This window comes from Nonomuraea sp. NPDC059007, assembly GCF_042740555.1.
Classification (GTDB): Bacteria; Actinomycetota; Actinomycetes; order Streptosporangiales; family Streptosporangiaceae; genus Nonomuraea.
This window is the reverse complement of the sequence record NZ_JBHYJD010000012.1, coordinates 155,389-180,514: the sequence shown is the minus strand read 5'-3', so window position 1 is coordinate 180,514 and position 25,126 is coordinate 155,389. Positions and strand designations below refer to the sequence as shown.

26 protein-coding genes and 1 pseudogene are annotated in these 25,126 nt (G+C 70.0%); 14 read left to right on the top strand and 13 right to left on the bottom strand.

Going from position 1 to position 25,126, the window contains the following annotated elements:
- Window positions 1–6: 6 nt before the first annotated feature.
- Window positions 7–636 carry an MSMEG_1061 family FMN-dependent PPOX-type flavoprotein gene (locus ACFWY5_RS22025; RefSeq protein WP_379633920.1) on the bottom strand — a complete coding sequence of 210 codons (630 nt, stop codon included), beginning with the start codon at window positions 634–636 and terminating at the stop codon, window positions 7–9.
- Window positions 637–786: 150 nt separating this feature from the next.
- Here ACFWY5_RS22025 and ACFWY5_RS22020 point away from each other — a divergent pair, with 150 nt between their 5' ends.
- A complete protein-coding gene (locus tag ACFWY5_RS22020; RefSeq protein WP_379633918.1) occupies window positions 787–1,410 on the top strand; it encodes a TetR/AcrR family transcriptional regulator in 624 nt (207 codons plus the stop codon).
- On the opposite strand, the gene ACFWY5_RS22015 is transcribed toward ACFWY5_RS22020, so the two are convergent.
- Window positions 1,400–1,840, bottom strand: coding sequence for a Dabb family protein (locus tag ACFWY5_RS22015; RefSeq protein WP_379633916.1), 441 nt, complete (start codon window positions 1,838–1,840; stop codon window positions 1,400–1,402). The two genes, ACFWY5_RS22020 and ACFWY5_RS22015, sit on opposite strands and share 11 nt — an antisense overlap.
- On the bottom strand, window positions 1,837–2,469 hold the full coding sequence (locus ACFWY5_RS22010; RefSeq protein WP_379633914.1) for a TetR/AcrR family transcriptional regulator: 633 nt from the start codon (window positions 2,467–2,469) through the stop codon (window positions 1,837–1,839). Before ACFWY5_RS22010 ends, ACFWY5_RS22015 begins: the two co-directional genes overlap by 4 nt.
- A 215-nt stretch (window positions 2,470–2,684) precedes the next feature.
- Between ACFWY5_RS22010 and ACFWY5_RS22005 the strand changes: the two genes are divergently transcribed.
- The gene (locus ACFWY5_RS22005; RefSeq protein ID WP_379633912.1) at window positions 2,685–3,311 is read left to right on the top strand and encodes a dihydrofolate reductase family protein; all 627 of its coding nucleotides are present in this window, start codon (window positions 2,685–2,687) and stop codon (window positions 3,309–3,311) included.
- Between the two features lie 228 nt (window positions 3,312–3,539).
- Here the strand turns inward: ACFWY5_RS22005 and ACFWY5_RS22000 are convergent, their stop codons facing one another.
- The gene (locus tag ACFWY5_RS22000; protein WP_379633910.1) at window positions 3,540–4,106 is read right to left on the bottom strand and encodes a TetR/AcrR family transcriptional regulator; all 567 of its coding nucleotides are present in this window, start codon (window positions 4,104–4,106) and stop codon (window positions 3,540–3,542) included.
- Window positions 4,107–4,179: 73 nt separating this feature from the next.
- Here ACFWY5_RS22000 and ACFWY5_RS21995 point away from each other — a divergent pair, with 73 nt between their 5' ends.
- Together ACFWY5_RS21995 and ACFWY5_RS21990 are read left to right on the top strand one after the other, a co-directional pair.
- Window positions 4,180–4,971, top strand: a complete 792-nt coding sequence (locus ACFWY5_RS21995; protein WP_379609285.1) for an alpha/beta fold hydrolase — start codon at window positions 4,180–4,182, stop codon at window positions 4,969–4,971.
- A 5-nt stretch (window positions 4,972–4,976) separates the two neighbouring features.
- Window positions 4,977–5,462, top strand: coding sequence for a methyltransferase family protein (locus tag ACFWY5_RS21990; protein WP_379609286.1), 486 nt, complete (start codon window positions 4,977–4,979; stop codon window positions 5,460–5,462).
- Here ACFWY5_RS21990 and ACFWY5_RS21985 read toward each other — a convergent pair.
- Window positions 5,443–5,811, bottom strand: a complete 369-nt coding sequence (locus tag ACFWY5_RS21985; RefSeq protein WP_379609287.1) for a nuclear transport factor 2 family protein — start codon at window positions 5,809–5,811, stop codon at window positions 5,443–5,445. The genes ACFWY5_RS21990 and ACFWY5_RS21985 overlap by 20 nt on opposite strands.
- A gap of 55 nt (window positions 5,812–5,866) precedes the next feature.
- Between ACFWY5_RS21985 and ACFWY5_RS21980 the strand changes: the two genes are divergently transcribed.
- Window positions 5,867–6,490, top strand: a complete 624-nt coding sequence (locus ACFWY5_RS21980; protein ID WP_379633908.1) for a CGNR zinc finger domain-containing protein — start codon at window positions 5,867–5,869, stop codon at window positions 6,488–6,490.
- On the top strand, window positions 6,487–7,266 hold the full coding sequence (locus tag ACFWY5_RS21975; protein ID WP_379609289.1) for an MOSC domain-containing protein: 780 nt from the start codon (window positions 6,487–6,489) through the stop codon (window positions 7,264–7,266). The genes ACFWY5_RS21980 and ACFWY5_RS21975 overlap by 4 nt, the downstream gene beginning before the upstream one ends.
- Here ACFWY5_RS21975 and ACFWY5_RS21970 read toward each other — a convergent pair.
- Complete coding sequence (locus ACFWY5_RS21970) at window positions 7,250–8,179, bottom strand: ABC transporter substrate-binding protein (RefSeq protein ID WP_379633906.1); 930 nt, start codon at window positions 8,177–8,179, stop codon at window positions 7,250–7,252. The two genes, ACFWY5_RS21975 and ACFWY5_RS21970, sit on opposite strands and share 17 nt — an antisense overlap.
- Window positions 8,180–8,200: 21 nt before the next feature.
- Window positions 8,201–8,980 (bottom strand): family 16 glycosylhydrolase, encoded by a 780-nt coding sequence (locus tag ACFWY5_RS21965; protein WP_379633904.1) that lies wholly within the window; start codon window positions 8,978–8,980, stop codon window positions 8,201–8,203.
- Between the two features lie 107 nt (window positions 8,981–9,087).
- Between ACFWY5_RS21965 and ACFWY5_RS21960 the strand changes: the two are divergent.
- Window positions 9,088–10,277, top strand: a pseudogene (locus ACFWY5_RS21960) (RNA-guided endonuclease InsQ/TnpB family protein); the annotation flags it as partial.
- Window positions 10,278–10,311: 34 nt separating this feature from the next.
- Here ACFWY5_RS21960 and ACFWY5_RS21955 read toward each other — a convergent pair.
- On the bottom strand, window positions 10,312–12,213 hold the full coding sequence (locus tag ACFWY5_RS21955) for an acyltransferase family protein (RefSeq protein WP_379633902.1): 1,902 nt from the start codon (window positions 12,211–12,213) through the stop codon (window positions 10,312–10,314).
- Between the two features lie 100 nt (window positions 12,214–12,313).
- The gene (locus ACFWY5_RS21950; protein ID WP_379633900.1) at window positions 12,314–13,696 is read right to left on the bottom strand and encodes a glycosyltransferase; all 1,383 of its coding nucleotides are present in this window, start codon (window positions 13,694–13,696) and stop codon (window positions 12,314–12,316) included.
- A gap of 531 nt (window positions 13,697–14,227) precedes the next feature.
- On the opposite strand from ACFWY5_RS21950, the gene ACFWY5_RS21945 reads away from it, so the two are divergent.
- The 7 genes from ACFWY5_RS21945 (at window position 14,228) to ACFWY5_RS21915 (ending at window position 22,887) form a co-directional block, all read left to right on the top strand.
- The gene (locus ACFWY5_RS21945) at window positions 14,228–15,580 is read left to right on the top strand and encodes an ammonium transporter (RefSeq protein ID WP_379609297.1); all 1,353 of its coding nucleotides are present in this window, start codon (window positions 14,228–14,230) and stop codon (window positions 15,578–15,580) included.
- Window positions 15,577–15,915 (top strand): P-II family nitrogen regulator, encoded by a 339-nt coding sequence (locus ACFWY5_RS21940; RefSeq protein WP_157250041.1) that lies wholly within the window; start codon window positions 15,577–15,579, stop codon window positions 15,913–15,915. The genes ACFWY5_RS21945 and ACFWY5_RS21940 overlap by 4 nt, the downstream gene beginning before the upstream one ends.
- Window positions 15,916–15,941: 26 nt before the next feature.
- Window positions 15,942–18,167, top strand: coding sequence for a [protein-PII] uridylyltransferase (locus tag ACFWY5_RS21935; RefSeq protein WP_379633898.1), 2,226 nt, complete (start codon window positions 15,942–15,944; stop codon window positions 18,165–18,167).
- A 222-nt stretch (window positions 18,168–18,389) separates the two neighbouring features.
- Window positions 18,390–21,479 carry a nitrate- and nitrite sensing domain-containing protein gene (locus tag ACFWY5_RS21930; RefSeq protein WP_379633896.1) on the top strand — a complete coding sequence of 1,030 codons (3,090 nt, stop codon included), beginning with the start codon at window positions 18,390–18,392 and terminating at the stop codon, window positions 21,477–21,479.
- Between the two features lie 28 nt (window positions 21,480–21,507).
- Window positions 21,508–21,930: a roadblock/LC7 domain-containing protein gene (locus ACFWY5_RS21925; protein ID WP_184965631.1), complete on the top strand. Its 423-nt coding sequence runs from the start codon at window positions 21,508–21,510 to the stop codon at window positions 21,928–21,930.
- A gap of 26 nt (window positions 21,931–21,956) precedes the next feature.
- Window positions 21,957–22,313 carry a DUF742 domain-containing protein gene (locus ACFWY5_RS21920; protein WP_184965629.1) on the top strand — a complete coding sequence of 119 codons (357 nt, stop codon included), beginning with the start codon at window positions 21,957–21,959 and terminating at the stop codon, window positions 22,311–22,313.
- Between the two features lie 43 nt (window positions 22,314–22,356).
- Window positions 22,357–22,887, top strand: coding sequence for an ATP/GTP-binding protein (locus ACFWY5_RS21915; protein ID WP_379620268.1), 531 nt, complete (start codon window positions 22,357–22,359; stop codon window positions 22,885–22,887).
- A 91-nt stretch (window positions 22,888–22,978) separates the two neighbouring features.
- Here ACFWY5_RS21915 and ACFWY5_RS21910 read toward each other — a convergent pair whose 3' ends face one another.
- The 4 genes from ACFWY5_RS21910 to ACFWY5_RS21895 all read right to left on the bottom strand — a co-directional run bounded on the left by ACFWY5_RS21910 (window position 22,979) and on the right by ACFWY5_RS21895 (window position 25,121).
- Window positions 22,979–23,743, bottom strand: coding sequence for a TetR/AcrR family transcriptional regulator (locus ACFWY5_RS21910; RefSeq protein WP_379633894.1), 765 nt, complete (start codon window positions 23,741–23,743; stop codon window positions 22,979–22,981).
- A 33-nt stretch (window positions 23,744–23,776) separates the two neighbouring features.
- Window positions 23,777–24,346: an ATP/GTP-binding protein gene (locus tag ACFWY5_RS21905; RefSeq protein WP_379620272.1), complete on the bottom strand. Its 570-nt coding sequence runs from the start codon at window positions 24,344–24,346 to the stop codon at window positions 23,777–23,779.
- Window positions 24,327–24,641 (bottom strand): DUF742 domain-containing protein, encoded by a 315-nt coding sequence (locus tag ACFWY5_RS21900; protein ID WP_221340875.1) that lies wholly within the window; start codon window positions 24,639–24,641, stop codon window positions 24,327–24,329. Before ACFWY5_RS21900 ends, ACFWY5_RS21905 begins: the two co-directional genes overlap by 20 nt.
- A 66-nt stretch (window positions 24,642–24,707) precedes the next feature.
- Window positions 24,708–25,121: a roadblock/LC7 domain-containing protein gene (locus ACFWY5_RS21895; protein WP_379620459.1), complete on the bottom strand. Its 414-nt coding sequence runs from the start codon at window positions 25,119–25,121 to the stop codon at window positions 24,708–24,710.
- Window positions 25,122–25,126: the final 5 nt, after the last annotated feature.

Sequence of the window (25,126 nt, the reverse complement as noted above, 5' to 3'; positions counted from 1 at the left end):
TCGGGGTCAGAACAGTTCGCGGTAGCCGGCTTCGAGCTTGCGGTCGACGAGTTCCGGGTCGAGGTCGAGCCCGAGCTGGCCGATGGCGATCTCACCGGCCGAGGGAATCTCCGCGGCGAGGGCCTGGCTGGCGGGGTCCCATAGCCGCGAGCGGATGAGCGCGCGGCCGCAGTGCAGGTAGACCGCGGCCACGTCGACGATGAGCGCCAGCACCGGTTGCCTGGCCTCGGTCTGCATCCGTGCGAGCACATCGGGTTCGTCGGTGGGGTAGGCGCGGCCGTTGACCCGCAGCGTCTCGCGCACTCCGGGGATGAGGAACAGCAGTCCGACCCCGTCGTTCTCCGCGAGATTGCGGAAGGAGTCGGCGAGCTTGTTGCCGGGCCGGTCGGGTATCGCGAGCGTACGGTCGTCGAGGACCTTCACGAACCCCGGGTAGTCGCCGCGCGGCGAGCAGTCGGCGCGTCCGGCCGCGTCCGCCGTGGCCATCGTCAGGAAGGGGGAGTGGGCGATGAAGCGCCGGGAGTGCTGGTCGACGCGGTCGAAGATCTTGGCCTTGGTCATGGGCTCGGGCTCCCCGAGCAGGGCGAGAACCTCCTCCTGTGGCACCCGCCGTGGCCGCGTTGGGGCATACGTCATCAAAGACTCCTTCTCCCGGGGGTTCCGCCTCCGCATCAAGCGCGCCCGCGCGGTCGGCGTTCGCCACATCGGCGCAGGTCATGCCACAATTATGAGCAATTATTCAGTTCGTGCGCTACTCGCTTTCACGCTGCCGTCCCCAGGGGTGCCATGACATCGGACAAGCGCCGGCTTCAGCCACGTAAACAGCCGCGCCAGGTGCGCGCCGAGCTCACCCGGCAACGCATCCTCACGGCCGCTGCTCACGTTTTCACCGAGTACGGCTACGCCGCCGGCACCACCAACCGGATCGCCGAGCGGGCACGGATCTCGATCGGCTCGCTGTATCAGTACTATCCGAACAAGGACGCGATCCTCGTCGAGCTGCTCGTCCGGCACCTCGACGCCGGCGTGTCCGGTCTCGCCCGCGGGGAGGAGACCGGGCCGCCCGGCTCACTGGAGGAGGTCGTCCGCCTCTACGTACGGACCGCGATCGAGAACCACCACGACGACCCGCAGCTCCTGCGCGTCATGATGGAACAGGCGCCCCGCTCCCACACACTGCTGGAGAAGATCTCCCGGTATGAGCAGGAGCGCGTCGCCTACCTGCGAGAGCTGTTCGACCGCCACCCGCAGGTCCGGGTCGGCGACACCGAAACCGCCGCCCGGCTCGCCGTCAGCACCGTCGAACTGGTCGTGCACCAGCTCATCGCCGCCCCCGACCCCATCGACATCCCCCGCTTCGAGAACGAACTGGTGGCCATGCTCACCCGCTACCTCACGGCTACCGGGTGACAGGGCCGGCGGCGGGCTGGTTGGTGGGGGTCGGCGCGCTGCTGCCGGTGTAGGAGGGGAGGTCGGCCACCAGCTTGGTGAGGGCCGGGTTGCCGGCGTAGCGTCGCGCGTGGAGGTCGGCGATCTTCTGGGCGATGCCGGGGTCGTCGCTGTCGGTGGTGTCGTAGGAGACGAAGGACTCCAGCAGTGGCAGGCCGATCCGGTCGGTGTGGGCGTGTGAGGGCGCCATCAGGTACTCCCAGTATCCGTCGAGGTCTTCGATGACGAAGACGGCGCCGTACTCGAACTCGCCGCCGATGTCCTTGCCGACGACGTACCGCGAGACCGCGTCGATCGACTCGCCCTGGTTGCGCAGGCTGGCGAGGGCTTCCTCCCGCTGCTGGGCGGTGGCGGTCTGCTTGAAGGTGAAGCGGTTGTGGTGGTAGATCATTTCTCTCTCCTGATGGTGTGCGAGTGGCTTTCGGGGTTCGCGGCCGGGGCTGACCAGTAGCCGAGCAGCGCGGTCACCGCCTGGTCGGCCAGGTTCAGGGCGCGGTCGAAGCCGATGTCCTGGATCGAGCCGATGGAGGCGAGGCCGTGCAGTGTGCCCCACAGCAGGTCGCAGGCGTCGTCGATGTCGATGGGCTCGGCTGCGGTGTCGGCCGCCCACGCGCCGATGAGCTGCCGGGTGAAGGTGATCACGTCGGCTGCGGCGGCGCGGCGGGTGGAGGCGTCGACGTCCGTGCCGGGCGCGCCCGACATGAGCTGGTAGAGGCCGGGCCGCGACCGGGCGAATTCCAGGTACGCGGCTGCCGCCAGGTGTGGGCCCCGTGCCGCCGGTTCACCGGCTACCGCGGCCCGCATCCGCTCCGCCAGCTCACCGTTGACCCGGTGCAGCAGCGTGTGCAGGACGGCGTCCTTGCCGGGGAAGTGCTGGTAGATCACCGGCGCGCTGTAGCCGATCTCGGCGGCGATCCGCCGGATGGTCACCGCCCGCCAGCCTTCTGCCTCCGCCATCCGGCCGGCCGTCTCCAGGATCTCGGCGAACGTCCGCTGACGTACCTCTTCCCGCTTCCCCACCACGAACTCCTAACGACGTTAGATCATCTAACGCCGTTAGTATTTCCACATGTTCCCGAACCTGTCAACCCGGCCTGGTCAGGCGAGATCCCGGCGGCTCACAGGACGGGAACCAAAGTGGCCGCGCAGATCGCACGGGGGCCGATCGATGAGTTCGGTGCGCTCGCCGGGTCAGAACAGTCGACGCCCAATCCAACGAGAAGGAAATTGCGACTATGAAACTGACGACCATCATGAACGTCTCGGTCGACGGCGTGATGCAAGGCCTCGGCGGATCGGATGAGGACCGCAGGGGCGGATTCGAGCGTGGCGGATGGGCGCTGCCGCTCTTCGGTGACGAGGCCGAGGCGTTCGTCGGCGCGGTCTACCAGCGCGCCGACGCGTTCCTGTTCGGCCGGCGGACCTACGAGATCTTCGCCGGCTCGTGGGGAAGCGGCTCCTGGGGAGCAGAACAGGGCGACAACCCGATCTCGGCGGCCCTGAACTCGCGGCCCAAGTACGTGGTCTCGACGACGCTCAGCGACCCGCAATGGACGAATACAACCGTCCTGTCCGAAGACGTGGCGGCCGCCATCCGCGAGCTGAAGGCCAAACCCGGAGGCGAGTTGCAGGTACACGGCAGCGGCGAACTGGTCCGCTGGCTGTTCGCCAACCAGCTTGTCGACGAGATCACCCTGATCACGTATCCCGTGGTCGTCGGCCAGGGCAGGCGGCTGTTCCCCGATGCCGGCCCGGACACGGCGCTGGAACTGATCGACTCCCAAGCCACCTCAGATGGCATAACGATCCAGGTCTACCGGCCCACCGGTCGCCCGGAGTACGCAACCGACACCACGACCTAGGAGGCGCGGTCGGGCGGACCGCCGAGCATTGTGGATCTTCCCGTCCGCCCGCCCGGGCGGCGAGCCTGGGGAACCGGCGTCGGCATGGCAAGGGGGAGGAGCGCTTCACGCGCCCCTCCCCCGGGTGCATCTAGCGCACGATGATCCATGAGTCAGTGAAGTACTTGCCGCCGGGGTGGTAGGCGGCTGGAGAAACGCCTGAGCGCCAACAGTGCGATGACCTTGCCTTCAGGGGCGTAGGAGGCGGTGAAGGAAGTCTTCTACCGCTCTCTCCGCGCCTTCCAGTTCATTGCCCCTCGCCACCAGCAACACGCTCTCGTTGATCGCGGCCAGCAACATGTGCGCGTACACGTCCAGGGCCTCTTTCGGCACTCTTCCCGTCGCCCTCAGGGCCGACTTCAGCATGCCGAACGCGTGCCGTTCCTCCAGGGCTCGCCATCTCTCCCATCCCAGTACGGCAGGTGCGTCGATCAGCACGATGCGGCGGGTGGCCGGGTCGCGGGCCATTCTTACCCATGCCAGACATCCCGCCACGAGAGCCTCGGCGGGGTCGGCGATTCCCTTCACCGACTCCATCAGGCGCACTCCCACCGATGTCTCCACCTGCTCGAGTACCGCCTCGAACAGGGCGTCCTTGCCTGAGTAGTGGTGGTACAGGGCCCCACGGCTCAGTCCCGTCTCCTGCAGGACGGTTTCGATGGAGGTGCCCTCGTAGCCCTGCTCGGCGAACAGGCGTCGCGCGACCATGAGGACCCGGTCGCGGGTGGCCGCGCCCCGCTCTGCCTTGAGGTTCATGAACCAACTCTAGACATACCGACCGGCAGTCGGGTATTTTCCAGACCGACAGTCGGTTTGTTTGGAGGCGTTCATGCTCAACCACATCGACGAGGGCCAGGGGCCGGCCACGCTGTTCGTACATGGCGTGGGCACGAGTTCCTACCTCTGGCGCAACGTCATCGCCGGGCTACGCGGCGAACGACGCTGTGTCGCACCCGATCTGCCCGTCCACGGCGGCAGCCCGATCACCGACGACCTCACGCTGCCCGGACTGGCGGAAGCGCTGGCCGGGTTCTGCGACGACCTCGGACTCGACCGGGTCGACATGGTCGCCAACGACACCGGCGGCGCGATCGCGCAGATCTTCGCGGTGCGCCATCCGGACAGGCTCCGTTCCCTCACCCTCACCAACTGCGACGTCCACGACAACACCCCGCCCGAGGCCTTCCGTCCCACCGTCGAACTGGCCGCCAAGGGCGAACTCGTCCCCCTGGTCGAGGCGCTGATCCAGCACCCCGGCCTGATCGGCCAGAGCGTGTACGGCGACGGCTACGAGCGGATCGACGACCCCGAGGCCCTCGTGGACGCGTACCTGCGGCCGATGTTCGCCAAGCCCGGCGGCGGGCGGGCCTTCGAGCGTCTCCTGGCCGGGATCGACGCCAAGGAGATGGTGGCCATCGAGCCGCAGTTGACGGTGCTTGCCGTGCCAACGCTTGTGGTGTGGGGTACGGGTGACGTCTTCTTCGGCGTGGAATGGGCGCGCTGGCTGCGCGACACTATCCCGGGCGTGCGGGAGGTCGTCGAGATCGACGGTGGCCGGCTCTTCTTCCCCGACGAGCGGGCCGCCGAGCTCGTACCTCATCTTCGGCGCTTCTGGGGGTGACACGGATGCGGAAGCCGGTGGCGGCGACGGTGACGTCGTTGTTCTTCGTCCTCGGGCCGGGGCTGGTGGCCGGGGTGGCGCCGTGGCTGATCACTGGCTGGCACTTCGGGCCGATGTGGCCGCCGCTGCGAGGGCTCGGCGGTCTCATGGTCGTGGCGGGGGCGGTGGTGATCGTGCCGGCGTTCGTCCGCTTCGTGGTCGAGGGGCTGGGCACGCCGATGCCGGTGGCCGCGCCGAGCCGCCTCGTGGTGGGGGGCTTCTATCGCTACGTCCGCAACCCCATGTACGTGGCCGTCGAACTGGCCATCGCCGGGCAGGCCCTGCTGCTCGGACGGCTGAGCCTGCTCTGGTACGCGGCGCTCGTCGGGATCGTCACGTGGTTGTTCGTGCGCTTCTACGAGGAGCCGACGCTGCGCCGTACCTTCGGGCAGGAGTACGAGGACTACCGGCGGGCGGTGCCCGGCTGGATCCCTAGGCTCCGGCGGGGGTGACCTGGAAGACGGCGGCCTTCCACTCCCCGTCCTGGCGGACCAGGGTCGTCGCGGCGTGATAGAGCACGGTCTGCTTCTCGGTGCCGTTCAGGAGTACGTCGATCTCGACCAGGCTGATGTGGACGAGGCTGTCCTCGGTCAGCCGGACGACGCGGTGGCCGGACTGCTCGGTGCGGGTGTAGGGGTTGCGGTTCTCGGCGAAGCCCTTGAGGATCGCCTCCCGGTCGGTGATGACGCCCCAGGGGGAGACGCTCACCGGTTCGGCGGTGAGGAAGCGGTCGAAGAAGGCGGCGTCGCCGTTCCTGTTGGCTTCCCACGAACGCTCGGTCAGCTCGATGATCTCGTTCATTCTCGTCTCCTCCGATTACACCGGTTTAACTGGTGTCCAGTGTTACACTGCTCCTGTGGAGAGCGCAAGCACGATGGTGCTGACCGGAGGCGACGGTCAGCGGTTCAGGTTCGACGCGGGCACGCTGTGCCTGGAATTCCTGCTCAGCGGGGCGGTGAACCCCTGGGAACGGCTGCACGCGCCCGCCGATCTGGCCGAGTGGATCGCCGTGTCGAGGCTCGGCGTGGACGGGCCCGCGCGGGCGGACGCGGACGAGCTGGCCGACGCCAAACGGCTGCGCGGCGCGATCCTGTCGCTCGCCATGGAGGCGGTGAAGGACGACGCCCCCGGCTTCAAGGTCGCCGGTGTGGCGGAGGTCAGGATCGACGCGGACCCACCGCGGCCGCACACGATCCTGAACGAGCTGGCCGCCGCGCCGCCGCCCGTGCCCGTCATGGGGGCCGGCCGGGTCAGGGAGTGGGCGTACCCGGTGACCGGGTCGCAGTTCCTGTCGGCGGTGGCGCGAGACGCGATCGAGTTGTTTTCCGGCGATCGTGTCGAACGCGTGCGTATGTGCGGCGGCGAGCGCTGCTACCTGCTGTTTCTCGACACCTCACGGCCCGGCGCGCGCCGCTGGTGCTCGATGGATCGCTGTGGAAACCGGCAAAAGCTCCGCACACGCCGTAAGATCATGAAATGAGTGATCTTGTCGGTGTTGTGGGGGCATTGCGCCGCTATCCGGTCAAGTCGATGCTCGGGGAAGACCTCGACACCGGCGAGATCACTGAGCGAGGGCTCTCCGGAGACCGGGTGCGCGCCGTCGTCGACGTTTCCACGGGCAAGGTCGCCAGTGCCAAGAACCCCAGGCTGTGGCGGGACCTGCTCACGCTCGACGGCGTCGCGCCGCCCGGCGACGCCGAGCTGTCCAGGCTGTTCGGCCGCGAGGTACGGCTCGCCGACACCCCGCCCCCGGCGGCCGAACTGGAGCGCTCGATCCCGGAAGAGGTGCTCGAACGGGGCATCGAGCAGGAGGTCGGCCACACCATCACCTACCTGGCCGCCGCCGCGCCCGGGACGTTCTTCGACTTCGCCCCGCTCCACCTCATCACCACCTCGACCGTGCGGCGCATCGGCGAACTGAGCGCGCGCGGGCACATGGAGGCGGTCCGCTACCGCCCCAACGTCGTGATCGACACGCCCGGCGACGGCTTCCCCGAGAACGCGTGGGCGGGCGCCCGGCTGCGCCTCGGGGCGGCGGAGCTGGAGGTCATCGTGGCCAGCCCGCGCTGCGCCGTACCCACGCTCGCGCACGGCGGGCTGCCGCGCGACACCGACGCGCTGCGCACGGTGGCCCGCCACAACCGCGTCGAGGTCTTCGACATGGGCGCGCAGCCGTGCGCCGGGGTCTACGCCCGGGTCCTGCGGCCCGGCGACGTGCGGGTGGGAGACGAGGTACGGCTCACGCCGGCGCGGTGAGGTACTTGTCCAGGTCGTCCAGGATGCCGTTGGCCGCCCTGACCCCGATGCCGAGCATCCAGACCTCGTCGTCCACCGCGTGGGCGTGGCCGGAGGTGACCGCCTTGAGCTTCTTCCACAGCGGCCCGCCGGTGACCTCGGCCTGCGACGCGGCGGCGGCCTCGCCGTAGGCGCTGTAGAAGAGGGCGTCGGCGTCGGCCTGGGCGATGTTCTCCTGGCTCAGCTTGCCGAACCGCTTGTCCTCCTGGCCGGCGAGCATCTGGACCTCGGGGCGGCCGACGCCGGCGTCGCCGACGACGATGCCGCTGAAGGACTCGGGGCCGTACATGCGGATCTCGGTGGGCATGAAGCGCACGATGCTCAGCTTGAGCTCGGCGAACTTCCGTCCGACCGTCTTGGCGCGCGTCTCGTAGTCCGACAGGAGCTTGGCCGCCTCGGCGGGCTTGCCGAGCGCCTCGGCGTCGAGCGTGAAGTTCTCCTTCCAGGTCACGCCGACCTTCTCGGTGAAGACCGTCGGGGCGATCTTGCTGAGCTTGTCGTAGAAGGCGGCCTGGCGGAACTTGGTGCCGAGGATGAGGTCCGGCTTCAGCGCGATGATCGCCTCCAGATTGGGCTGCTGGAGGGTGCCGACGGACTTGGTGTCCTTGAGCGCGTCGCCGAGGTAGGCGGGCCACTTCTGGTTCTCGGCCGCCTGGGCCGCGCCGACGGGGGCGAGGCCCAGGGAGACCATGGTGTCGAGCTTGTCCGTGTCGAGGACCACGACGCGCTTGGGCGTCTCGGGGACCTTGGTCTCGCCCATGGCGTGCTTGACCGTACGGGTGGAGCCGGTGCCCTGGGCCGGGTCCGCGGAGTTTCCGCAGGCGGCGAAGGCGAGGACGGGCAGCAGTGCGGCGATCGCCACGGGCAGGCGCATGGGATTCCTTGGTCAATTAGGTTAGGCGACCCTAAGTGTAGTGACGCTGACATAGTCCACCAGCATCGGCCTGCCGGGGATGGTCGCCGCGTTGGGCGGGCCGGGCAGTCCGCCGCCGACCGCCACGTTGAGTATCACGAAGAAGGCCCGCGGCAGGCTCCTGTCCAAGGTGAAGTACGGCCGGCCGTCCAGCAGCCAGGTCGTGGACTTCTCGGTCACCTCGACCGCGTAGGTGTGGAAGGAGCCGTGGCAGCCGGGACAGGGCTGCTCGGGCGTGACCAGGCCCTTCGGCTCCTGGCACGGGCCGCCCGGCATGGTGCCGCAGTGCATGGCGCCGGTGACAGAAGGCCGGCCGTTCACCGCCTCCATGATGTCGATCTCGCCCACGGCCGGCCAGCCGGTCTCCCCGCCCAGCATCCAGAACGCCGGCCAGTACCCCGCGCCGTCGGCGGGCGAGACGGCGGGCAGCGCGAGGCGGGCCTCCACCCGCAGCGTGCCGCCGAGCGGGACGGCGAAGTCGGCGCGCTGGGTCCTGACCCGGCCGGAGGTCCACCGGCCGCCCTCCAGGCGAGGGGTGATGGCCAGGTGGCCCTTGCCGTCGAGGGCGACGTTGGCGGGGGAGGCGGTCATCGTCTCGATCTCGCCGGTGCCCCAGCGTTCCGGCGGGCCGGTCTCGTGCCGCCAGCGCCCGGCGTCGAGCGTGGCGCCGTCGAAGTCGTCGCGGAAGACCTCCCGCCGGTCCGTGCCGCCGCCGCACGCGGCGAGGACACAGACCAGCAGGAGGGAGATGAGGATTCTCATCGAGAACCTCCGAGGAGGCGGAGCCGGGGACGTGTAATGTCCTCACCAGGCCGTGGCACGGGAACACATACTCGATAGTCGCCTGTCTGCACGATAGTCTGTGCGGTGTGGCGCGGATCGTGAAGCGGGCTTACAAGTACCGCTTCTACCCGACGTCCGGACAGGCCGACGAGCTGGCTCGGACGTTCGGTTGTGTGCGTCTGGTCTATAACAAGGCTCTGGAAGAGCGGACCCGTGCCTATGCGGAGGGGCGTCGCGTCTCCTATGGGGAGTCGTCCGCCCTGCTGACCGAGTGGAAACGTAGTGATGCGTTCGGTTTCCTGTCGGAGGTGTCGTCGGTTCCGCTGCAGCAGGCGCTGCGCCACTTGCAGGCGGCGTTCGCGAACTTCTTCGCCAAACGCGCTAAGCATCCGGTGTTCGAGAGCAAGAAGAAGGTGCGGGCATCGGCTGAATACACCCGGTCGGCGTTCCGCTGGCGTGCGGGCCGGTTGACGTTGGCGAAGATGGACGCGCCACTGGCGATTGTGTGGTCGCGTCCTTTGCCGGAGGGTGCGGAGCCGTCCACGGTGACGGTGAGCAGGGACGCGGCGGGACGTTGGTTCGTGTCGATCCTGGTCGAGGAGGAGATCAGCGCGCTGCAGCCGGTGGCGGCGGCTGTAGGGGTTGACGCCGGGATCGCGGCGCTGGCCACTCTGTCCACCGGTGAGAAGATCGTCAACCCGGGTCACGAGCGGCGGGAGCGGCGCAGGCTGGCCGGGGCGCAGCGCGCGCTGGCCCGCAAAGCCAAGGGTTCGGCGAATCGGGGCAAGGCACGGCTGCGCGTGGCCAGGGTGTATGCCCGGATCGCCGACCGGAGAAGGGACTATCTGCACAAGGTCACGACACGGCTGGTTCGCGAGAATCAAGCGGTCACGGTGGAGGACCTGACGGTGCGCAACCTGGTCAAGAACGGCAAGCTGGCGCGTGCCATCAGTGACGCCTCGTGGCGGGAACTGCGCTCGATGCTGGAGTACAAGGCGCAGTGGTATGGGCGCACGCTGATGGTGGTGGATCGCTGGTTTCCCTCCTCCAAGCTGTGCTCGGCGTGCGGCACCCGGCAAGAGGCGATGCCGCTGAGCGTCCGGGCCTGGGAGTGCGCCTGTGGTGCGGTCCATGACCGGGATGTGAACGCGGCCAAGAACGTGCTCGCCGCCGGGCTGGCGGAGAGCTGAAACGCCTGTGGAGCTGGTGTAAGACCTCAACGAGAATCCTCTCGGACGGGCGACCGGCGGCGAAGCAGGAAGGCCCGCGGGTGACCGTGGGAATCCCCCTCGTTGCGAGGGGGAAGGATGTCAAAGGACCGTCGGGATCAGGTCGAGCTCCTCCAGTTGCTGCTCCAGGCGTGGAGCGAGCCGCTGGACGAGCGTGTTGGTCAGGTGGGAGTCGTCGCGGTAGAGCACGACGCCGTCGAGCGCCGCCGGGCACGTGGGGCCGCTGCCTGGGCAGAGCAGGTCGCTGACGTCCAGCGTCCACAGGCCCGGCCTCTTGCCCGCCGCGAGGGGGTCCGGCGCGAGCCCGCGAGAGCGGGGGAAGGCGCAGGACGCGGCGGGCTTGCCGGACAGGCACGCCGGCACGTCGATGCCGGGCAGCGGCGTGTCACGCAGGTACACCAGCGGCGCCCCCAGCCGCGACAACCGCTCCAGCGTGGGCCGCCAGCCCTTCAGCGTGGCCTTCGCGTCGGCGTAGGCCGACAGCGAGGCCAGCAGGATGAGCCGCGGCGGCGTCTCGCCCTCCAGCCTGGTCAGGGTGTTCTCGCGCCACTGGTCGCACTCGCGGTACTCCCTGCCCAGGCGCGGATCCACGATCTTCAGCGCGGCCGGCGGGCACCCCGGCTTGGTCAGTACCTCCAGCGTCCAGCCGCGCCGGTGCGCCACCCGCCGCGCCATCGTGAACCACTGCCCGGCGTGCGAGTCGCCGAGCAGCACGACGCGGTCGTTGCCGGGCACCGCCCCCGCGCGCCCGGACCCGCTGGGCGTGAACAGGCACGGCGGGCTCGTGGTCGCCGTCAGCGCCACCTCACACCCCTCCGAGGGCGGATAGTCGGTACGCGCCGCCGCCGCGTCGACGGTCGGCGCCGTCTCGACCACCGCGGTGGCCACCTCGGCACGCGGCACGCTCGCCCCGCCCAGCAGCAGCGCGGCCGTCACCGGGACCGTCATCGCCGCCGTGCCCACCGCCAGCCCGCGCCGCGGCAGCTCGGCCACGACCTTGGAGAAGCGCACCGGCCGCTCCACCAGCCGCATCGTCAGCCATGCGGGCAGCGCGGCGCCGATCACCAGAGCGAGCTTGACCGGCCACGACCGCCCGTCGCCGAACAACACGACGACCGGCCAGTGCCACAGGTACCAGGCGAACGACAGCCGCCCCACCGCCCCCATCCAGCCGTGGCTCAGCAGCGCCGATACCGGCGAGCGGAAAAGGATCAGCGCCGCCGTCCCCAGCGTGGGAACGAGGGCCTGCAGTCCTGGATAGCCGCTCTCGTCGAGCGTCAGGGACCAGGCCAGCGCCGCGGCTCCCGCCGTACCCAGGAGTGCGGCCAGGAGGCGGGGCGTGCGGGAGAGGTACGGCAGAGCCAGCGCGGCCAGCGCCCCCACCCCGAACTGCCAGGCCCGCGCCGGCGAGGCCAGGTAGGCGGCGGGCCCGTCCCAGGACAGCGACAGCGCGAACGACCCGGCCGTGACCAGCACCGCGGCGGCGGCCACGGCCCGGCGTCCGGCCAGCCAGAACGCGGCCAGCAGCAAGGGCGCCCACACCAGGTAGAACTGTTCCTCCACCGCGAGTGACCAGAAGTGCAGCAGCGGGCTCGGGTCGCGGTCGGCGGCCAGGTAGTCGGTCTCCTGGGCGATGAAGCGCCAGTTGGCCACGTAGAGGGCGGCGGTGAAGACGTCGGCGGCCACGTCGGCGGCGCGCAGCGGTGGCAGCAGCAGCCAGGCCGCCAGCGCGCTCGCCACCAGGACCGTGCCCGCGGCCGGAAGGATGCGGCGGGCCCGGCGGGCGTAGAAGTCGGCGAGGGAGAAGGTCCCCGCGGCCAGGTCGCGCACGATCAGGCCGGTGATCAGGAAGCCGGAGATGACGAAGAAGACGTCGACGCCGACGAACCCGCCGCCCAGACCGGGTACGGAGGCGTGGAAGGCCAGGACGAAAAGGACGGCGACCGCGCGCAGGCCGTCGACGTCCTTGCGGTGCCCGGTCACGGGATCACGGGAGGCAGGACGGCCCAGCCCGTGGCCAGCACGATGGCCAGGACCAGCAGGGTGGTGATGGCCAGTGTCTCCGGCCAGCGCTGACGGTGGTTCATCGGGAGAACCTCCACAGGTCGCGGATCAGCGGCAGGGCGATGTAGGTGCTCGCGGCGGCGAACAGCGTCAGCGCCCAGTAGTGGTGCCAGCCATAGGCGGGGGCGCGCCAGGCGATGCCCGCCCAGACCGCGAGCGTGGTTCCGCTCAGCCAGACGAGGGCCAGGCGGGTGATGGTGACCACCAGGCGCGAGCGCCTGGCTCCGCCGCCGCCGCTGGGCACCCAGGCCGACACCCGGTTGCGCAGGGCATGGCCGATGGCGAACAGGTGGCAGTAGGAGTAGAGCGTCTGGGCGCGGATGACCTCGAAGCGGTAGCGGCCGACCGAGGTCGCGGGCAGCAGTACCAGCGCCACCCACAGCGGGCCGACGAACGGGATCATGTGCCAGGCGCGTACGTCCTGCGGGTAGGCGTAGAGCATGATCAGGCCGGGCAGCGGGATGGCCGCGATGTTGAGCGCCGAGACGAAGTAGGACAGGAAGCCGCTCCAGTAGGACAGGCGCACCCGCCAGCCCATCGGCGTGCGGTGGAAGTCGCGGCTGAACAGCAGGCTCAGGCAGCCCATGGCCCAGCGGTACTGCTGCGCCACGTACGAGCCGACGTTGTCCGGCGACAGGCCCTTGGCCAGCAGGACCGGCACGTACTTGGTGCGCAGGCCGTGCTTCATGAGCGCGACGCTGGTGTAGATGTCCTCGCTGTGGTCGATCCTGGGGAAGCCGCCGATGCGGTCGAGGGCGGCGCGGCGGTAGACGACGTTGGTGCCGACGCAGATGGCGCCGCCGTCGGCGTCGCGGCTCGGCTGCAGCCACCGGTAGAACATCTCCTGGGAGGCGGCGGCGGTCCGCTGGATCCACGGCATGCCCTGGTCGGTGTCGAAGAACTGCGGCGACTGGGCGATGGCGATCTGCGGGTCCTCCAGGTAGGGGACCAGGTGGTGCAGGAAGTCGGGGCGCGGGACGAAGTCGGCGTCGAAGACCGCCACGACCTCGTTGCCGGTCAGGGACAGGCCGTGGTTGAGGTTTCCGGCCTTCTTCAGGTGGCCGCGGTCGGGGCGGACGGTGTGGGCGAAGCCGTACGAGCGGGCCAGGTCGGCCACCTCGGGACGGTCGGCGTCGTCCAGGACCGTGACGGTGAGTGGAGCGTTCCAGTCAAGGCGGGCCACGTGGGCGAAGGTGTTGTCCAGCACCTCCAGCGGTTCGTCCATGGTCGGCAGCAGCACGTCCACGCCGGGCGGCCGGGCCGGGCGCCAGCCCTTGGTCAGGAGCAGGTGCGACTCCCAGGTGGTGGTGCGCTGGCGCTGGCCGTCGACGTAGGAGAGCAGCCAGCCCGCCAGGTTGACCACGAGCGCGGCCAGGAAGGGCAGCAGGATCGGGTGGCGCAAGGAGAAGAGGAATAATGTTCCGGCGGTAAAGGTCAGACTCAAAGGTACGGCCAGCAGAACCCACCGGCGCTGCGGGCCAAAATAGAGTGAAATTTCGGTGTCCGTTGGCGGGACGGGAAGAAAATCGTGCTGTGGCCGGGCCGTAGGCGCGAGCAAGGTCGCGGACATGGCGAACACCCCCCGTTCATCAGGCATCTTGCCTTCTACTGTAAACAAACCTATCTAAACAGCGGTGAACGCCGTCTTAAGCGTCAGGGGCGGATGGGCCGTCGAAGCAGGGAAAGTCGCGTGGTGTCCGAATTTAATGTGATGGACCTCACGGGAGATTGTCCATAATTAAAGTAGGTTTTGGCCTAGCGCCCGCTTGGGCGTACGCCCCTCCGGCCCCAAACGCGGGCTGTGCGGAGACCGAAACAAGGGCGAAACACCACGGCGTGGAGATTCACGCACGTGAAACACACCTGGTCGAGCCGCGAAACCCCGCAGGGCGACAGTTCCGGTCAGTCGCCAATGTGTAAGGAGGTCGCGTCGATGATCGATAGCGGCACTACCGCCTGGATGCTGGTGTGCACCGCTCTGGTGCTGCTGATGACTCCGGGCCTCGCGTTCTTCTACGGGGGCATGACCAGGGCCAAGAGCGTCCTCAACATGATGATGATGTCGTTCGTCAGCATCATCGTGGTGACCGTCGCCTGGGTGCTCTACGGCTACTCACTCGCCTTCGACACCGCCGGAGACGGCACCGGGTTCATCAACAAGATCGTCGGCGGCCTCGACTACATCGGGCTCAGCGGCGTCTACAACGCGGTCTACGAGAACCTCATCGTGGCAGGAGGCAACGTCACGCCCGAGGCCGCGGCGGCCGACAACTTCCCGCTGATGGTCTTCTCCGCCTTCCAGCTCACCTTCGCCATCATCACCGTCGCGCTGATCAGCGGGGCCATCGCCGACCGGGCCAAGTTCGGCGCCTGGGTGCTCTTCTCCCTGGTGTGGGCCACTGTCGTGTACTTCCCCGTCGCGCACTGGGTGTGGGGCGGCGGCTGGCTGGGCCAGCTCGGCATCGAGGACTTCGCCGGCGGCACCGTGGTCCACATCAACGCGGGCGCCGCGGCCCTCGCGCTGGCCCTGGTGCTGGGCAAGCGCTCCGGCTGGCGTAAGGAGCCGATGCGGCCGCACAACCTGACGCTCGTGCTGCTCGGCACCGGCCTGCTGTGGTTCGGCTGGTTCGGGTTCAACGCCGGCTCGGAGCTGGCCCCCGACCAGACCGCCGGCCTCGCCTTCATGAACACGCAGGTCGCCACCGCCGTCGCGGCGGGTGCCTGGCTCATCGTGGAGAAGCTGCGCGACGGCCACGCCACCACGCTGGGCGCCGCCTCCGGCGCGGTCGCCGGTCTGGTCGCCATCACCCCGGCCTGCGGGTTCGTGGACCCCTGGGCGGCCGTGGTCATCGGCCTGCTTGCCGGTGTCGGCTGCTGCTACGCGGTGGGCCTGAAGTACAAGGCGGGCTTCGACGACTCGCTCGACGTCGTCGGCGTGCACCTGGTCGGCGGCGTGATCGGCGCGGTCGCGCTGGGCTTCGTGGCCGCCTACCCGTTCCTGCCCGGCCAGAACAAGGGCATCCTGATCGAGGGCGGGCAGCTCAGCCAGCTCGGGCTGCAGGTGCTCGGCCCGGTCGTGGTGGGTCTCTACTCGTTCGTGCTCTCATGGGTGATCGGAAAGATCATCGACAAGACCATGGGCTTCCGGATCTCCCAGGAGGCCGAGGTCGCCGGTGTCGACGTCACCACGCACGCCGAGACCGGCTACGACCTCGGCAGCGTGCACGCCTCCGGCGTGGTCTCCTCCAACGGCCCGGTCCCTGCCACGAAGAAGGTGGACGCATGAGGCTCATCACCGCCGTCATCAAGCCGTTCAAGCTCGACGACGTGAAGGCCGCGCTCGAGCAGTTCGGCATCAAGGGCATGACGGTCAGCGAGGCCAGCGGGTACGGCAGGCAGCGCGGCCACACCGAGGTCTACCGGGGCGCCGAGTACCAGGTGGACCTGGTCCCGAAGGTCCGCGTGGAGGTGCTGGCCGAGGAGGACGACGCCGAGGACGTGATCGACGTCATCGTCAAGGCCGCCCAGACCGGCAAGATCGGCGACGGCAAGGTCTGGTCCGTCCCGGTGGACACGGTCATCCGGGTACGCACGGGAGAGCGGGGCCCCGAGGCGCTGTGAGCTCGCCGGGAAACCATGGAGGTGTCGTGAGGGGACAGGCGCGCTCCTTCGCCGCGGCCCGCGGTTCGCGGGCCGCCGACACCGACCGCTGGCTCAAGGATCTCTTCCGTACGGCCGGCGACGGCGCGGGCACGGCGCTGATGGCGGTCGGCAGCCTGGGGCGGCGCGAGCTGGCCCCGGGCAGCGACCTGGACCTGGTCCTGCTGCACGAGGGCCGCGACGACATCGCCGCGATCGCCGACCGTGTCTGGTACCCGGTGTGGGACTCGGGCGTCGGGCTCGACCACTCCGTGCGTACCGTCGACGAGGCCGTGCGCGTGGCCCGTGACGACCTCAAGGCCGTGCTCGGGCTGATCCAGGCCAGGCATGTGGCGGGCGACCCCGAGCTGACCAAGAAGGCCAGGGAGGCGGTGCTGGCCGAGTGGCGCGCCGACTCGCGCCGCCGCCTGGCCGAACTGCGCGTGGCGGTCGACCGGCGGGCCGAGAGCAGCGGCGAGGTCGCCTTCCTGCTCGAACCCGATCTGAAGGACGGCCGCGGCGGGCTGCGCGACCTGCAGGCGATGCAGGCGGTCGCGGCGGCCTGGGTCGCCTCCGCGCCGGGGCCGAGGGCGCGCGAGGCCTACGAGTTCATCCTGGACGTGCGCCACGCGCTGCACGTCGTAACGGGGCGCGGTGCCGACCGGCTGGTCCTTCAGGAGCAGGACGCGGTGGCGGGGCTGCTGGGCCTGCTGGACGCGGAGGCGCTGATGCGCCGGCTCGCGGAGGCGGGCCGTACGATCGCGCACGCCTTCGACGTGACCTGGCGGGCGGTCGACCGGCTGGTGTCGGGGCCGAGCCCGCGAGGACGCCGCCCGCTGGCCGACGGCGTGGTCGAGCACGGGGGTGAGGTCGTGCTGGCGCGCGGCGCCGATCCGCGCAAGGACCCGGTGCTGGTGCTGCGCGCGGCCGCGGCCGCGGCCGAGTCGGGGCTGCCGCTGGCGCCCGCGACGGTCAGCGTGCTGGCGGCGCAGTCGGCGCCGATGCCGGTCCCGTGGCCGGAGGAGGCGCGCGACGCGCTGGTCGCGGTGCTCGGCGCCGGACGGGCCGCGGTGCCGGTGTGGGAGGAGCTCGACCAGGCGGGCGTCCTGGTCAAGCTGCTGCCCGACTGGGAACGCGTGCGGCATCGCCCGCAGCGCAACCCCATCCATCGCTTCACCGTCGACCGCCACCTGGTCGAGACGGCGGCCAACGCCGCCGCGCACACCCGGGAGGTCTTCCGCCCCGACCTCCTGCTGATCTCCGCGCTGCTGCACGACATCGGCAAGGGCTGGCCGGGCGACCACTCCGCCACGGGCGAGGTCGTGGTCCGCGACATCGGCGCCAGGATCGGGCTGCCCGCGCGCGACGTGGAGATCCTCGCCACCGTCGTACGCCACCACCTGCTGCTGCCCGAGACCGCCACCCGCCGCGACCTGGACGACCCGGTCACGATCGAGAAGGTCGCCGGGACCGTGGGCTCGCGCGAGGTGCTGGACCTGCTGGCCGCGCTGGCCGGCGCCGACGGCCACGCCACCGGGCCCGCCGCGTGGAACTCCTGGAAGGCCGGGCTGGTCGCCGACCTCGTGCGCAGGGTGCGTTCCGCGCTTTCCGGCTCGCCGCCGCCCCAGCCGCCGAGCCTGTCGGAGGCGCAGGTGGCGCTGGCCCGGCACGGTGGCGGGGCCGTACGCGTGCACGGGGGAGCGGTCACCGTCGTCGCCCCCGACCGGCCAGGACTGCTGTGGAGCGCCGCGGGCGTGCTCGCCGCGCACCGGCTCGTGGTGCGTTCGGCCTCCTCAGCGGCCGCGGGCGCCACGGCCGTGATCGAGTTCGCGGTCATTCCCGAGTACGGCTCGCCGCCGGATCCCGCGACGCTCGAAGCCGATCTCCGTCTCGTCCTTGCTGGGCGTCTTGACATTGAGCAACGTCTGGCCCGCCGTACCCGGTCGGTGAGACCCGCTCGCGTACCGGTCGCTCCACCCCGCGTGACGTTGGTGGACGACGCCTCGGCGACGGCCACCGTCGTGGAAGTCAGAGCCCATGACAGGCCGGGGCTTCTGTGGCGGATTGGCAGGGCTTTCGGGGAATGTGGGCTTGACGTACGCGCCGCCCGAGTGGAGACTCTCGGCGCGGAGGCGGTGGACGTCTTCTATGTGGTAGACCGTGCCGGGCGCCCCCTCAGCGACGGTGCGCAGAGGACGCAAGTCCGCGATCTCGTGCTTGCAGCACTGCGGTAACCAACAACACACATTCTGCGGTCACATTTGTAACGATTGTGTCCGTTTTGCCTGGTACGTGAGTTGCTGCGGATACTTTGTGGACGGTTTACGACCCGTTGAAGACGGGATGATTGAGGGGTAACGAAAGCAGTGACTACGGGGAGTTCCGAGAGCGGCCTCGCCGCGAGGCGGGACCGCGCGAGGCGGTCGCTGCCCAAGTTCAGCCTGCGCAACTGGCGTGTGAGATGGCGTCTGACGGCGCTCATCCTCGTGCCCACGGTGGCCGGCGTGGTTCTCGCGGGCGCCCGGGTCGTCACCTCCGTCGAAAGTGTCAACGTCTACGACCGCGCCGCCGCGGCCGCCGAGCAGAGCGGGCGCATCCGCGACCTCGTGCAGACTGTCGGTCTGGAGCGTGACACCGGGACGTGGATGTACACCGCGGGGGCCGCGGGCAGAGAGCTCAAGGGCGCCTTCACCGCCCGCCAGAAAGAAGTCAACGACCAGGTCAAGGCCCTGCAGGACGACCTGACCGCCATGGCCGACTTCGGTCCCCGCGTCGAGCACGCCGTCATGATGGTGCGGACCTCGCTCAACCTGACCAAGATCCGCGCGGACAAGGTCCCGACCGCTTACCGCGGCCTCACCGACTCCCTGCTGAGCCTGCACGACGAGCTGAGCCTGCTGACGCAGGACGCCGCGACGATCGGCTACCACCGCGGCCTCAGCGCGCTCGCGCGGGCCAAGGAGGAGATCTCCCAGCAGCGCTACCAGCTGCTTATCGGCTACTACCGCTACCGCTCGGTCGACGCGCAGGAAGCCCAGCGCTTCATCGCCTCCCACTCCCGCCAGCTTGAGGCCCAGGCCGACTTCGGCGCCGAGGCCGGCGTCGAGTTCGGCATGAAGCTGCGCAACGCGCTTCCGCCCACCGAGTACTACGGCACCGAGCTGACCAAGGCCCGCGCGATCGTGCTCGCGGGAAACAAGGAAGCCGGAGCGGTCTTCAGCAACCACCTCATCGAGGACCCCAACGTCTGGTTCGACGACAACAGCAAGGTCATCGACGCCATGGGCGGCGTCGAGAACGAGGTCGCCCAGCGGCTCGCGGCCCGCGTGCTGGAGCTGAAGAACGCCGAGGTGCGCAGCGCGGTCGTCGCCGGCGTAGCCATCCTGCTGCTGCTCGTGGCCGTGCTGCTGTTCACCGTCGTCATCGCCCGCTCGATGGTCTCGCCGCTGCGGCGGCTGCGCACCGAGGCGCTCGACATCGCCGGCTTCCGCCTGCCCGACGTGGTGCGCAAGCTGCGTATCACCGGTGACACCTCCGCGGGCGCGGTGCGGCCCATCGACATCGAGGGCCAGGACGAGATCGGCGAGGTCGCCAAGGCCTTCGACGAGGTCCACCGCCAGGCCGTACGGCTGGCCGGCGAGGAAGCCGAGCTCCGCAGCAACATCAGCGCGATGTTCGTCAACCTCTCGCGCCGCACCCAGACGCTGGTCGAGCGGCAGATCTCGCTGATCGACGGCCTGGAGAAGGGCGAGCAGGACGGCGGCCGCCTGGCCGACCTGTTCAAGCTCGACCACCTGGCCACCCGCATGCGCCGCAACTCCGAGAACCTCCTGGTCCTCGCCGGCCACGAGCCCACCCGCCGGCGCAGCCAGCCCGCCAAGCTCGTCGACGTCGTGCGCGCCGCGCTGTCGGAGGTCGAGGACTACGAGCGGGTGCAGGTCAAGGTGCACCGTTCCACCTCCGTGGTGGGCAGCGCCGCCAACGACCTCGTCCACCTCGTCGCCGAGCTGGTCGAGAACGCGATCCAGTTCTCGCCGAAGAACAGCCACGTGATCGTCTCCAGCAGCGTCATCGAGGGCGGCGGCGCGCTGCTTTCGGTGAGCGACGCCGGCATCAGCATGACCGAGGACGAGATGGGCGAGGCCAACCGGCGCCTGGCCGAGCCGCCGGTCGTGGACGTGTCGGTCTCGCGGCGGATGGGCCTGTTCGTGGTCGGCCGCCTGGCGCTGCGCCACGGCATCCGCGTGCAGTTGCGCAAGGGCGAGGGCGCCGGCCTGATCGCCATGGTGCTGCTGCCGCCCACGCTGATCCCCGACGGCTCGCAGCCGCAGCCCAACGCCCAGCGGCCCGCCTTCGGCGGCGGCACCGCGGCCACGCCCGCCTTCGGCGCGCCCGCGCAGAGCTTCAACTCCTTCGGCAGCTACGAGTCGCAGGACCTCACGGCCTCGCGCGGACGGCTGACCGGCTTCACCGCCGACACCGACGGCGGCGCCTTCCGGCAGGACAGCGGGACCTTCCCGTCGTTCCCGAGCGGCCCGCAGCAGCCCCAGCCGCCGCAGCGCCGCCAGGAGCACCCGTCGTTCCCGAGCGTGGAGCAGCCCGCCTATCCCAGCGCGGAGCACGCCTTCCCGAGCGTGGAGCAACCGGCGTTCCCCAGCGTGGAACAGCCCGCGTACCCGAGCGTGGAGCAGCCCTCCTACCCGAGCGCCGAAAAGCCCTCCTACCCGAGCGCCGAGCAGCCCGCGTATCCCAGCGTCGAGCAGCCGTCCTACCCCAGCGCGGACTCCGGGCCGCTGCCGACGCGGGGTCCCGCCGACCAGCCCGCCCCGGCCAGGGAGAACACGGGGGCCTTCCCCCTCTCCCAGCCCACCGCAGAGGTACGGCCCGCCTACCCGCCCTCCACCGGCGCCTTCCCGTCACAGACGCCGGTGCCGCCGGCCGGTGGCGGATACCCGACGCCGCCGGCCAGCCGGCCACCGATGCGGCAGCAGTTCGCGACGCCGGAGCCGGTCCGCGAGCACTGGCGCAGGGACGTGCCGTCGGTGGACGTCTCCCCGATGGAGCCCGAGCAGGAGGAGTTCCTGCCGATCTTCGCCTCCGTCGAGTCGGCCTGGTTCCGCCGGCCGCAGGGAGAGCAGGCGCCGAGGGAGCAGGCACCGGGTACCCAGACGCCGGGGAGCCAGGCGCAGGGGACTCAGGCGCAGGGCGAGCGGGCGCCGGAGGCTCAGGAGTTGCCCAGGAGGGATGAGGCCGCACCCCCGCAGGCCGTACCCTCTGGGGAGGAAACGTGGCGAACCCCCGCCGACGCCGGATGGCGTGCGGCGGCGGCCGCCAGCGACCCCAGTCTCGGCGGACTCACCTCCGCCGGTCTGCCCAAGCGCACGCCCAAGGCCAACCTGGTGCCGGGCACGGCGGGCCAGCAGGCCCAGCCGCTGTCACCGATGCCGCCGGTGTCCGCGGATCGTATCCGCAGCCGGATGGCCAGCTACCAGCAGGGTGTGCGCCGCGGTCGTGCGGAAGTACGTGAACAGGAGGAACAAGAGTGAGCGAGCGTCCTGCCGCTAGGGAGGTAGCGTGACTACCCTTAGCCACGAGGCGCACCGGTTCGACTGGCTGATCACCGACTTCGTGAGGAACACTCCCGGGGTCGCGCACGCCGTCGTCGTCTCCGCCGATGGGCTGTGCCTGGCCAGCTCAGAAGGCTTCCCGCCGGACCGCGCCGATCAGCTCGCCGCCGTGTCCGCCGGGCTGCTCAGCCTGACGGTGGGCGCCTCCCGGGTCTTCGAGGGCGGCGCCGTCACCCAGACGGTCGTGGAGATGCAGCGCGGGCTGCTGCTGGTCATGGCGATCAGCGACGGTTCCGTGCTCACCGTGCTGGCCGCCCCCGACTGCGACATGGGGTTGGTGGCCTACCAGATGACGCTGCTCGTCGACCGCGCCGGCCAGGCACTCACGCCGTCCCTGCGCGCGGAACTCCAGGCAGCCAGGACGCGGTGATGCGATGAAATCGATGGGACAGGCCCGTGTATGGCAGTGACGGGGACGACGAGCCCCTGTTCCGCCCTTACGCGGTAACCGGCGGTCGCTCCGAACCGCGCTACCACCTGGCCATGGAGACCCTGGTGTCCTCCATGTCGATCCCTGATGACGAGTTGTCCCTGCTCACGCCCGAGCAGGATGCGATCATGCAACTCTGCCGCACCTTCCGGTCGGTCGCCGAGATCTCGGCCCTGCTCCGGGTTCCGCTCGGTGTGGCGCGCGTGCTGGTGGCGGACATGTCCGACGAAGGACTCGTCCGCCTCCACCAGCCACGTCTCGCCCAGGGACAGCCAGACCTCAACATGCTCGAAAGGGTGCTCAGTGGCCTACGACGCCTATGAACACAGTGCAGGCTCTAACGCAGGCCTCACATCCACCAAGATTGTGGTCGCGGGCGGCTTCGGCGTGGGCAAGACGACGTTCGTGGGGGCGGTGTCCGAGATCCTCCCCCTCACCACGGAAGCGGTCATGACGGACGCGTCCGCGGGCATCGACGACCTCGGCATGACACCGAACAAGCAGACCACCACGGTGGCGATGGACTTCGGCCGGCTCTCGCTCGACCGTGACCTCATCCTCTACCTGTTCGGCACGCCCGGTCAGCACCGCTTCTGGTTCATGTGGGACGACCTCGTACGCGGGGCCATCGGCGCCGTCGTCCTGCTCGACACGCGGCGCCTGGCCGACAGCTTCCCCGCGATCGACTACTTCGAAGAGGCCAAGCTGCCCTTCGTCGTGGGCGTCAACGGGTGGGACGGGCAGTTCCCGCACGGCGAGGAGGAGGTGCGGGAGGCCCTGGCGCTGCCCTCGCACGTGCCGATCGTCCGCACGGACGCCCGGCACCGCGACTCGGTCAAGGCGACGCTCATCGCGCTGGTGGAGCACGTGGTCCGCATCCGCGCCGCGCACGTCTGACCCTCATCGGGTACGGTCGGCGGCCCCTCTCCACGCGGAGCGGGGCCGCTTCCGGCTTCTCAGGCTTTCCGCGACCGTTTCCGGCTTTTTCTCAGGTCGTGCGGCGTCCGATCAGCGCCTCCACGCCGTCCAGCACGCGCTCCAGCCCGAACTCGAAGGCGTGCTCCGCGCTGTAGGCGCCGCCCAGCGCCTCACCCGCCGCCTGTCCCACCCGCGCGGCCGTGGGGAAGCGGGCGGCGTCGCCGATGCGGGCCAGGAAGGGCGCGTGGGCGGCCCACCACTGCTCGTCGCTCATCCCGGTCTGCGACTCGGCCTGCGCGGCCTCCACCGCCCCTCTGGCGGTGCCGTGGACGAACCCGTTGACGAGCGTGAGCACCGCGTCCATCTCGACGTCGGTGAGCCCGATGCCGTCCAGCGCCCGCAGTTCGAAGTCGTACTTGGCGGTGACGTTGGGGCCCAGCACCGGCCGGGAGGTGGCGACCTGGAGCAGCCAGGGGTGGCGCAGGTAGAGCCGCCAGTTCTCCCTGGCGATGCGCGACAGCCGTTCGCGCCAGCCGCCCTGAGGGTCCTCGGGCCGCTCGACCTCCCCGTAGACGGTGTCGAGCATGACGTCGAGCAGTTCCGGCTTGCCGGGCACGTAGGTGTAGAGCGACATCGTCCCCACGCCCAGCTTCTCGGCGACCCGCCGCATGGACAGCGCCTGCAGCCCGTCGGAGTCGGCCACCTCGATCGCCGCGCGGACGATCCGCTCGACGCTGAGGTCCGGCTTGCCCTTACGGCTGACGCGGTCGCTGGTCCGCCAGAGCAGCGCGAGGCTGCGCGCCGGGTCGCCCTTTCCGGTGTACTCGATGGTCACGATCTGTACGGTACACCGTACGGCCGGGAAAGATCACGCCGCGGTGGTGGAGAGCGCATGCTCGACCAGCGCGATGAGCGTGGACTTGACCGCGTCGCGGTGCCGGGCGTCCGTGCGGACGATCGGGACGTGCGGCGAGAGCGTGAGGGCTTCGCGCACCTCGTGCTCGACGTGGGGGAACTGCCCGTGCCATCCGTTGAGCCCGATAACGAAGGGGATGTCGGCGTTCTCGAAGTAGTCGACGGCGGGGAAGCTGTCGGCCAGGCGGCGGCTGTCCACCAGCACGACGGCGCCGATCGCGCCCTTCACCAGGTCGTCCCACATGAACCAGAAGCGGTGCTGGCCCGGCGTGCCGAACAAGTAGAGGATCAGCTCCCGGTCTAAGGAGAGCCGCCCGAAGTCCATGGCCACCGTGGTGGTCGACTTGCCGGGGATCAGCCCCAGGTCGTCGATCCCCGCGGAGGCATCCGTCATCACCGCTTCCGTCGTCAAAGGCATGATTTCCGATACCGACCCGACGAACGTGGTCTTCCCGACACCGAAACCACCGGCGACCACGATCTTGGTCGAGGTGAGGCCCGAGTTAGAGCCTGCGTAGTCCACTGAGCACCCTTTCCAGCAGGCTCCTGTCCGGCAGGCCTGCGTCCAACTGCGGCTGGTAAATCCGTACCAGCCCTTCCGCCTCCATGTCCGCGATCAGTACGCGGGCCACGCCGAGGGGGATGCTCAGCAATGCAGAGACCTCCGCCACCGACCTGACCTGGCGGCACAGCTCGCTGATGGCACGGTACTCCCGTGTGTAGGCCATGCCCAGCTGCGCCGAGGTCGCCGAGGAGACGAGCGCCTCCATCGCCAGGCCGCTGCGCGGAGCGGTACGCCCGCCGGTGACCGCATACATGCGTACCAGCGAGCTGCGCTCCGCCTCCGGCGGGCCGTCATGCCACGATGCCACAGTCGACTCCGATCACCAGGGGCGCGCTGCGGAGAGCTCGGCGCGTACGGCGGGCGTCAGCACCTGCCCCGCGCGCTCCACGAGGATGGTCATTTGGTAGGCGACAAGGCCCATGTCGCAGTCGGGTGCGGCCAGTACGGCCAGGCTGGACCCGTCGCTGATCGACATCGCGAGCAGGAGCCCGTGCTCCATCTCGACCAGTGTCTGGTTGACGCCGCCGCCTTCGAACACGCGGGCCGCGCCCGTGGTGAGGCTGATCAGGCCCGCCGTGATGGCGGCCAGCTGGTCGGCGCGGTCCTGCGGGAAGCCTCGCGAGAACGCCATCGGCAGGCCGTCGGCGGAGACGACCACCGCGTGGGCCACGCCGGGCACCTGTTCGACGAAGCCGGTGACCAGCCAGTTCACGTCCCTGGCCGCCTGGCTCAGATTTC

Excerpts from the sequence above, each read along its gene's own strand:
- ACFWY5_RS22025 (WP_379633920.1), bottom strand. The coding sequence starts at position 636 with ATGACGTATGCCCCAACGCGGCCACGGCGGGTGCCACAGGAGGAGGTT.
- ACFWY5_RS22020 (WP_379633918.1), top strand. The coding sequence starts at position 787 with ATGACATCGGACAAGCGCCGGCTTCAGCCACGTAAACAGCCGCGCCAG.
- ACFWY5_RS22015 (WP_379633916.1), bottom strand. The coding sequence starts at position 1,840 with ATGATCTACCACCACAACCGCTTCACCTTCAAGCAGACCGCCACCGCC.
- ACFWY5_RS22005 (WP_379633912.1), top strand. The coding sequence starts at position 2,685 with ATGAAACTGACGACCATCATGAACGTCTCGGTCGACGGCGTGATGCAA.
- ACFWY5_RS22000 (WP_379633910.1), bottom strand. The coding sequence starts at position 4,106 with ATGAACCTCAAGGCAGAGCGGGGCGCGGCCACCCGCGACCGGGTCCTC.
- ACFWY5_RS21995 (WP_379609285.1), top strand. The coding sequence starts at position 4,180 with ATGCTCAACCACATCGACGAGGGCCAGGGGCCGGCCACGCTGTTCGTA.
- ACFWY5_RS21990 (WP_379609286.1), top strand. The coding sequence starts at position 4,977 with ATGCGGAAGCCGGTGGCGGCGACGGTGACGTCGTTGTTCTTCGTCCTC.
- ACFWY5_RS21985 (WP_379609287.1), bottom strand. The coding sequence starts at position 5,811 with ATGAACGAGATCATCGAGCTGACCGAGCGTTCGTGGGAAGCCAACAGG.
- ACFWY5_RS21975 (WP_379609289.1), top strand. The coding sequence starts at position 6,487 with ATGAGTGATCTTGTCGGTGTTGTGGGGGCATTGCGCCGCTATCCGGTC.
- ACFWY5_RS21970 (WP_379633906.1), bottom strand. The coding sequence starts at position 8,179 with ATGCGCCTGCCCGTGGCGATCGCCGCACTGCTGCCCGTCCTCGCCTTC.
- ACFWY5_RS21965 (WP_379633904.1), bottom strand. The coding sequence starts at position 8,980 with ATGAGAATCCTCATCTCCCTCCTGCTGGTCTGTGTCCTCGCCGCGTGC.
- ACFWY5_RS21945 (WP_379609297.1), top strand. The coding sequence starts at position 14,228 with ATGATCGATAGCGGCACTACCGCCTGGATGCTGGTGTGCACCGCTCTG.
- ACFWY5_RS21940 (WP_157250041.1), top strand. The coding sequence starts at position 15,577 with ATGAGGCTCATCACCGCCGTCATCAAGCCGTTCAAGCTCGACGACGTG.
- ACFWY5_RS21900 (WP_221340875.1), bottom strand. The coding sequence starts at position 24,641 with ATGTATGCGGTCACCGGCGGGCGTACCGCTCCGCGCAGCGGCCTGGCG.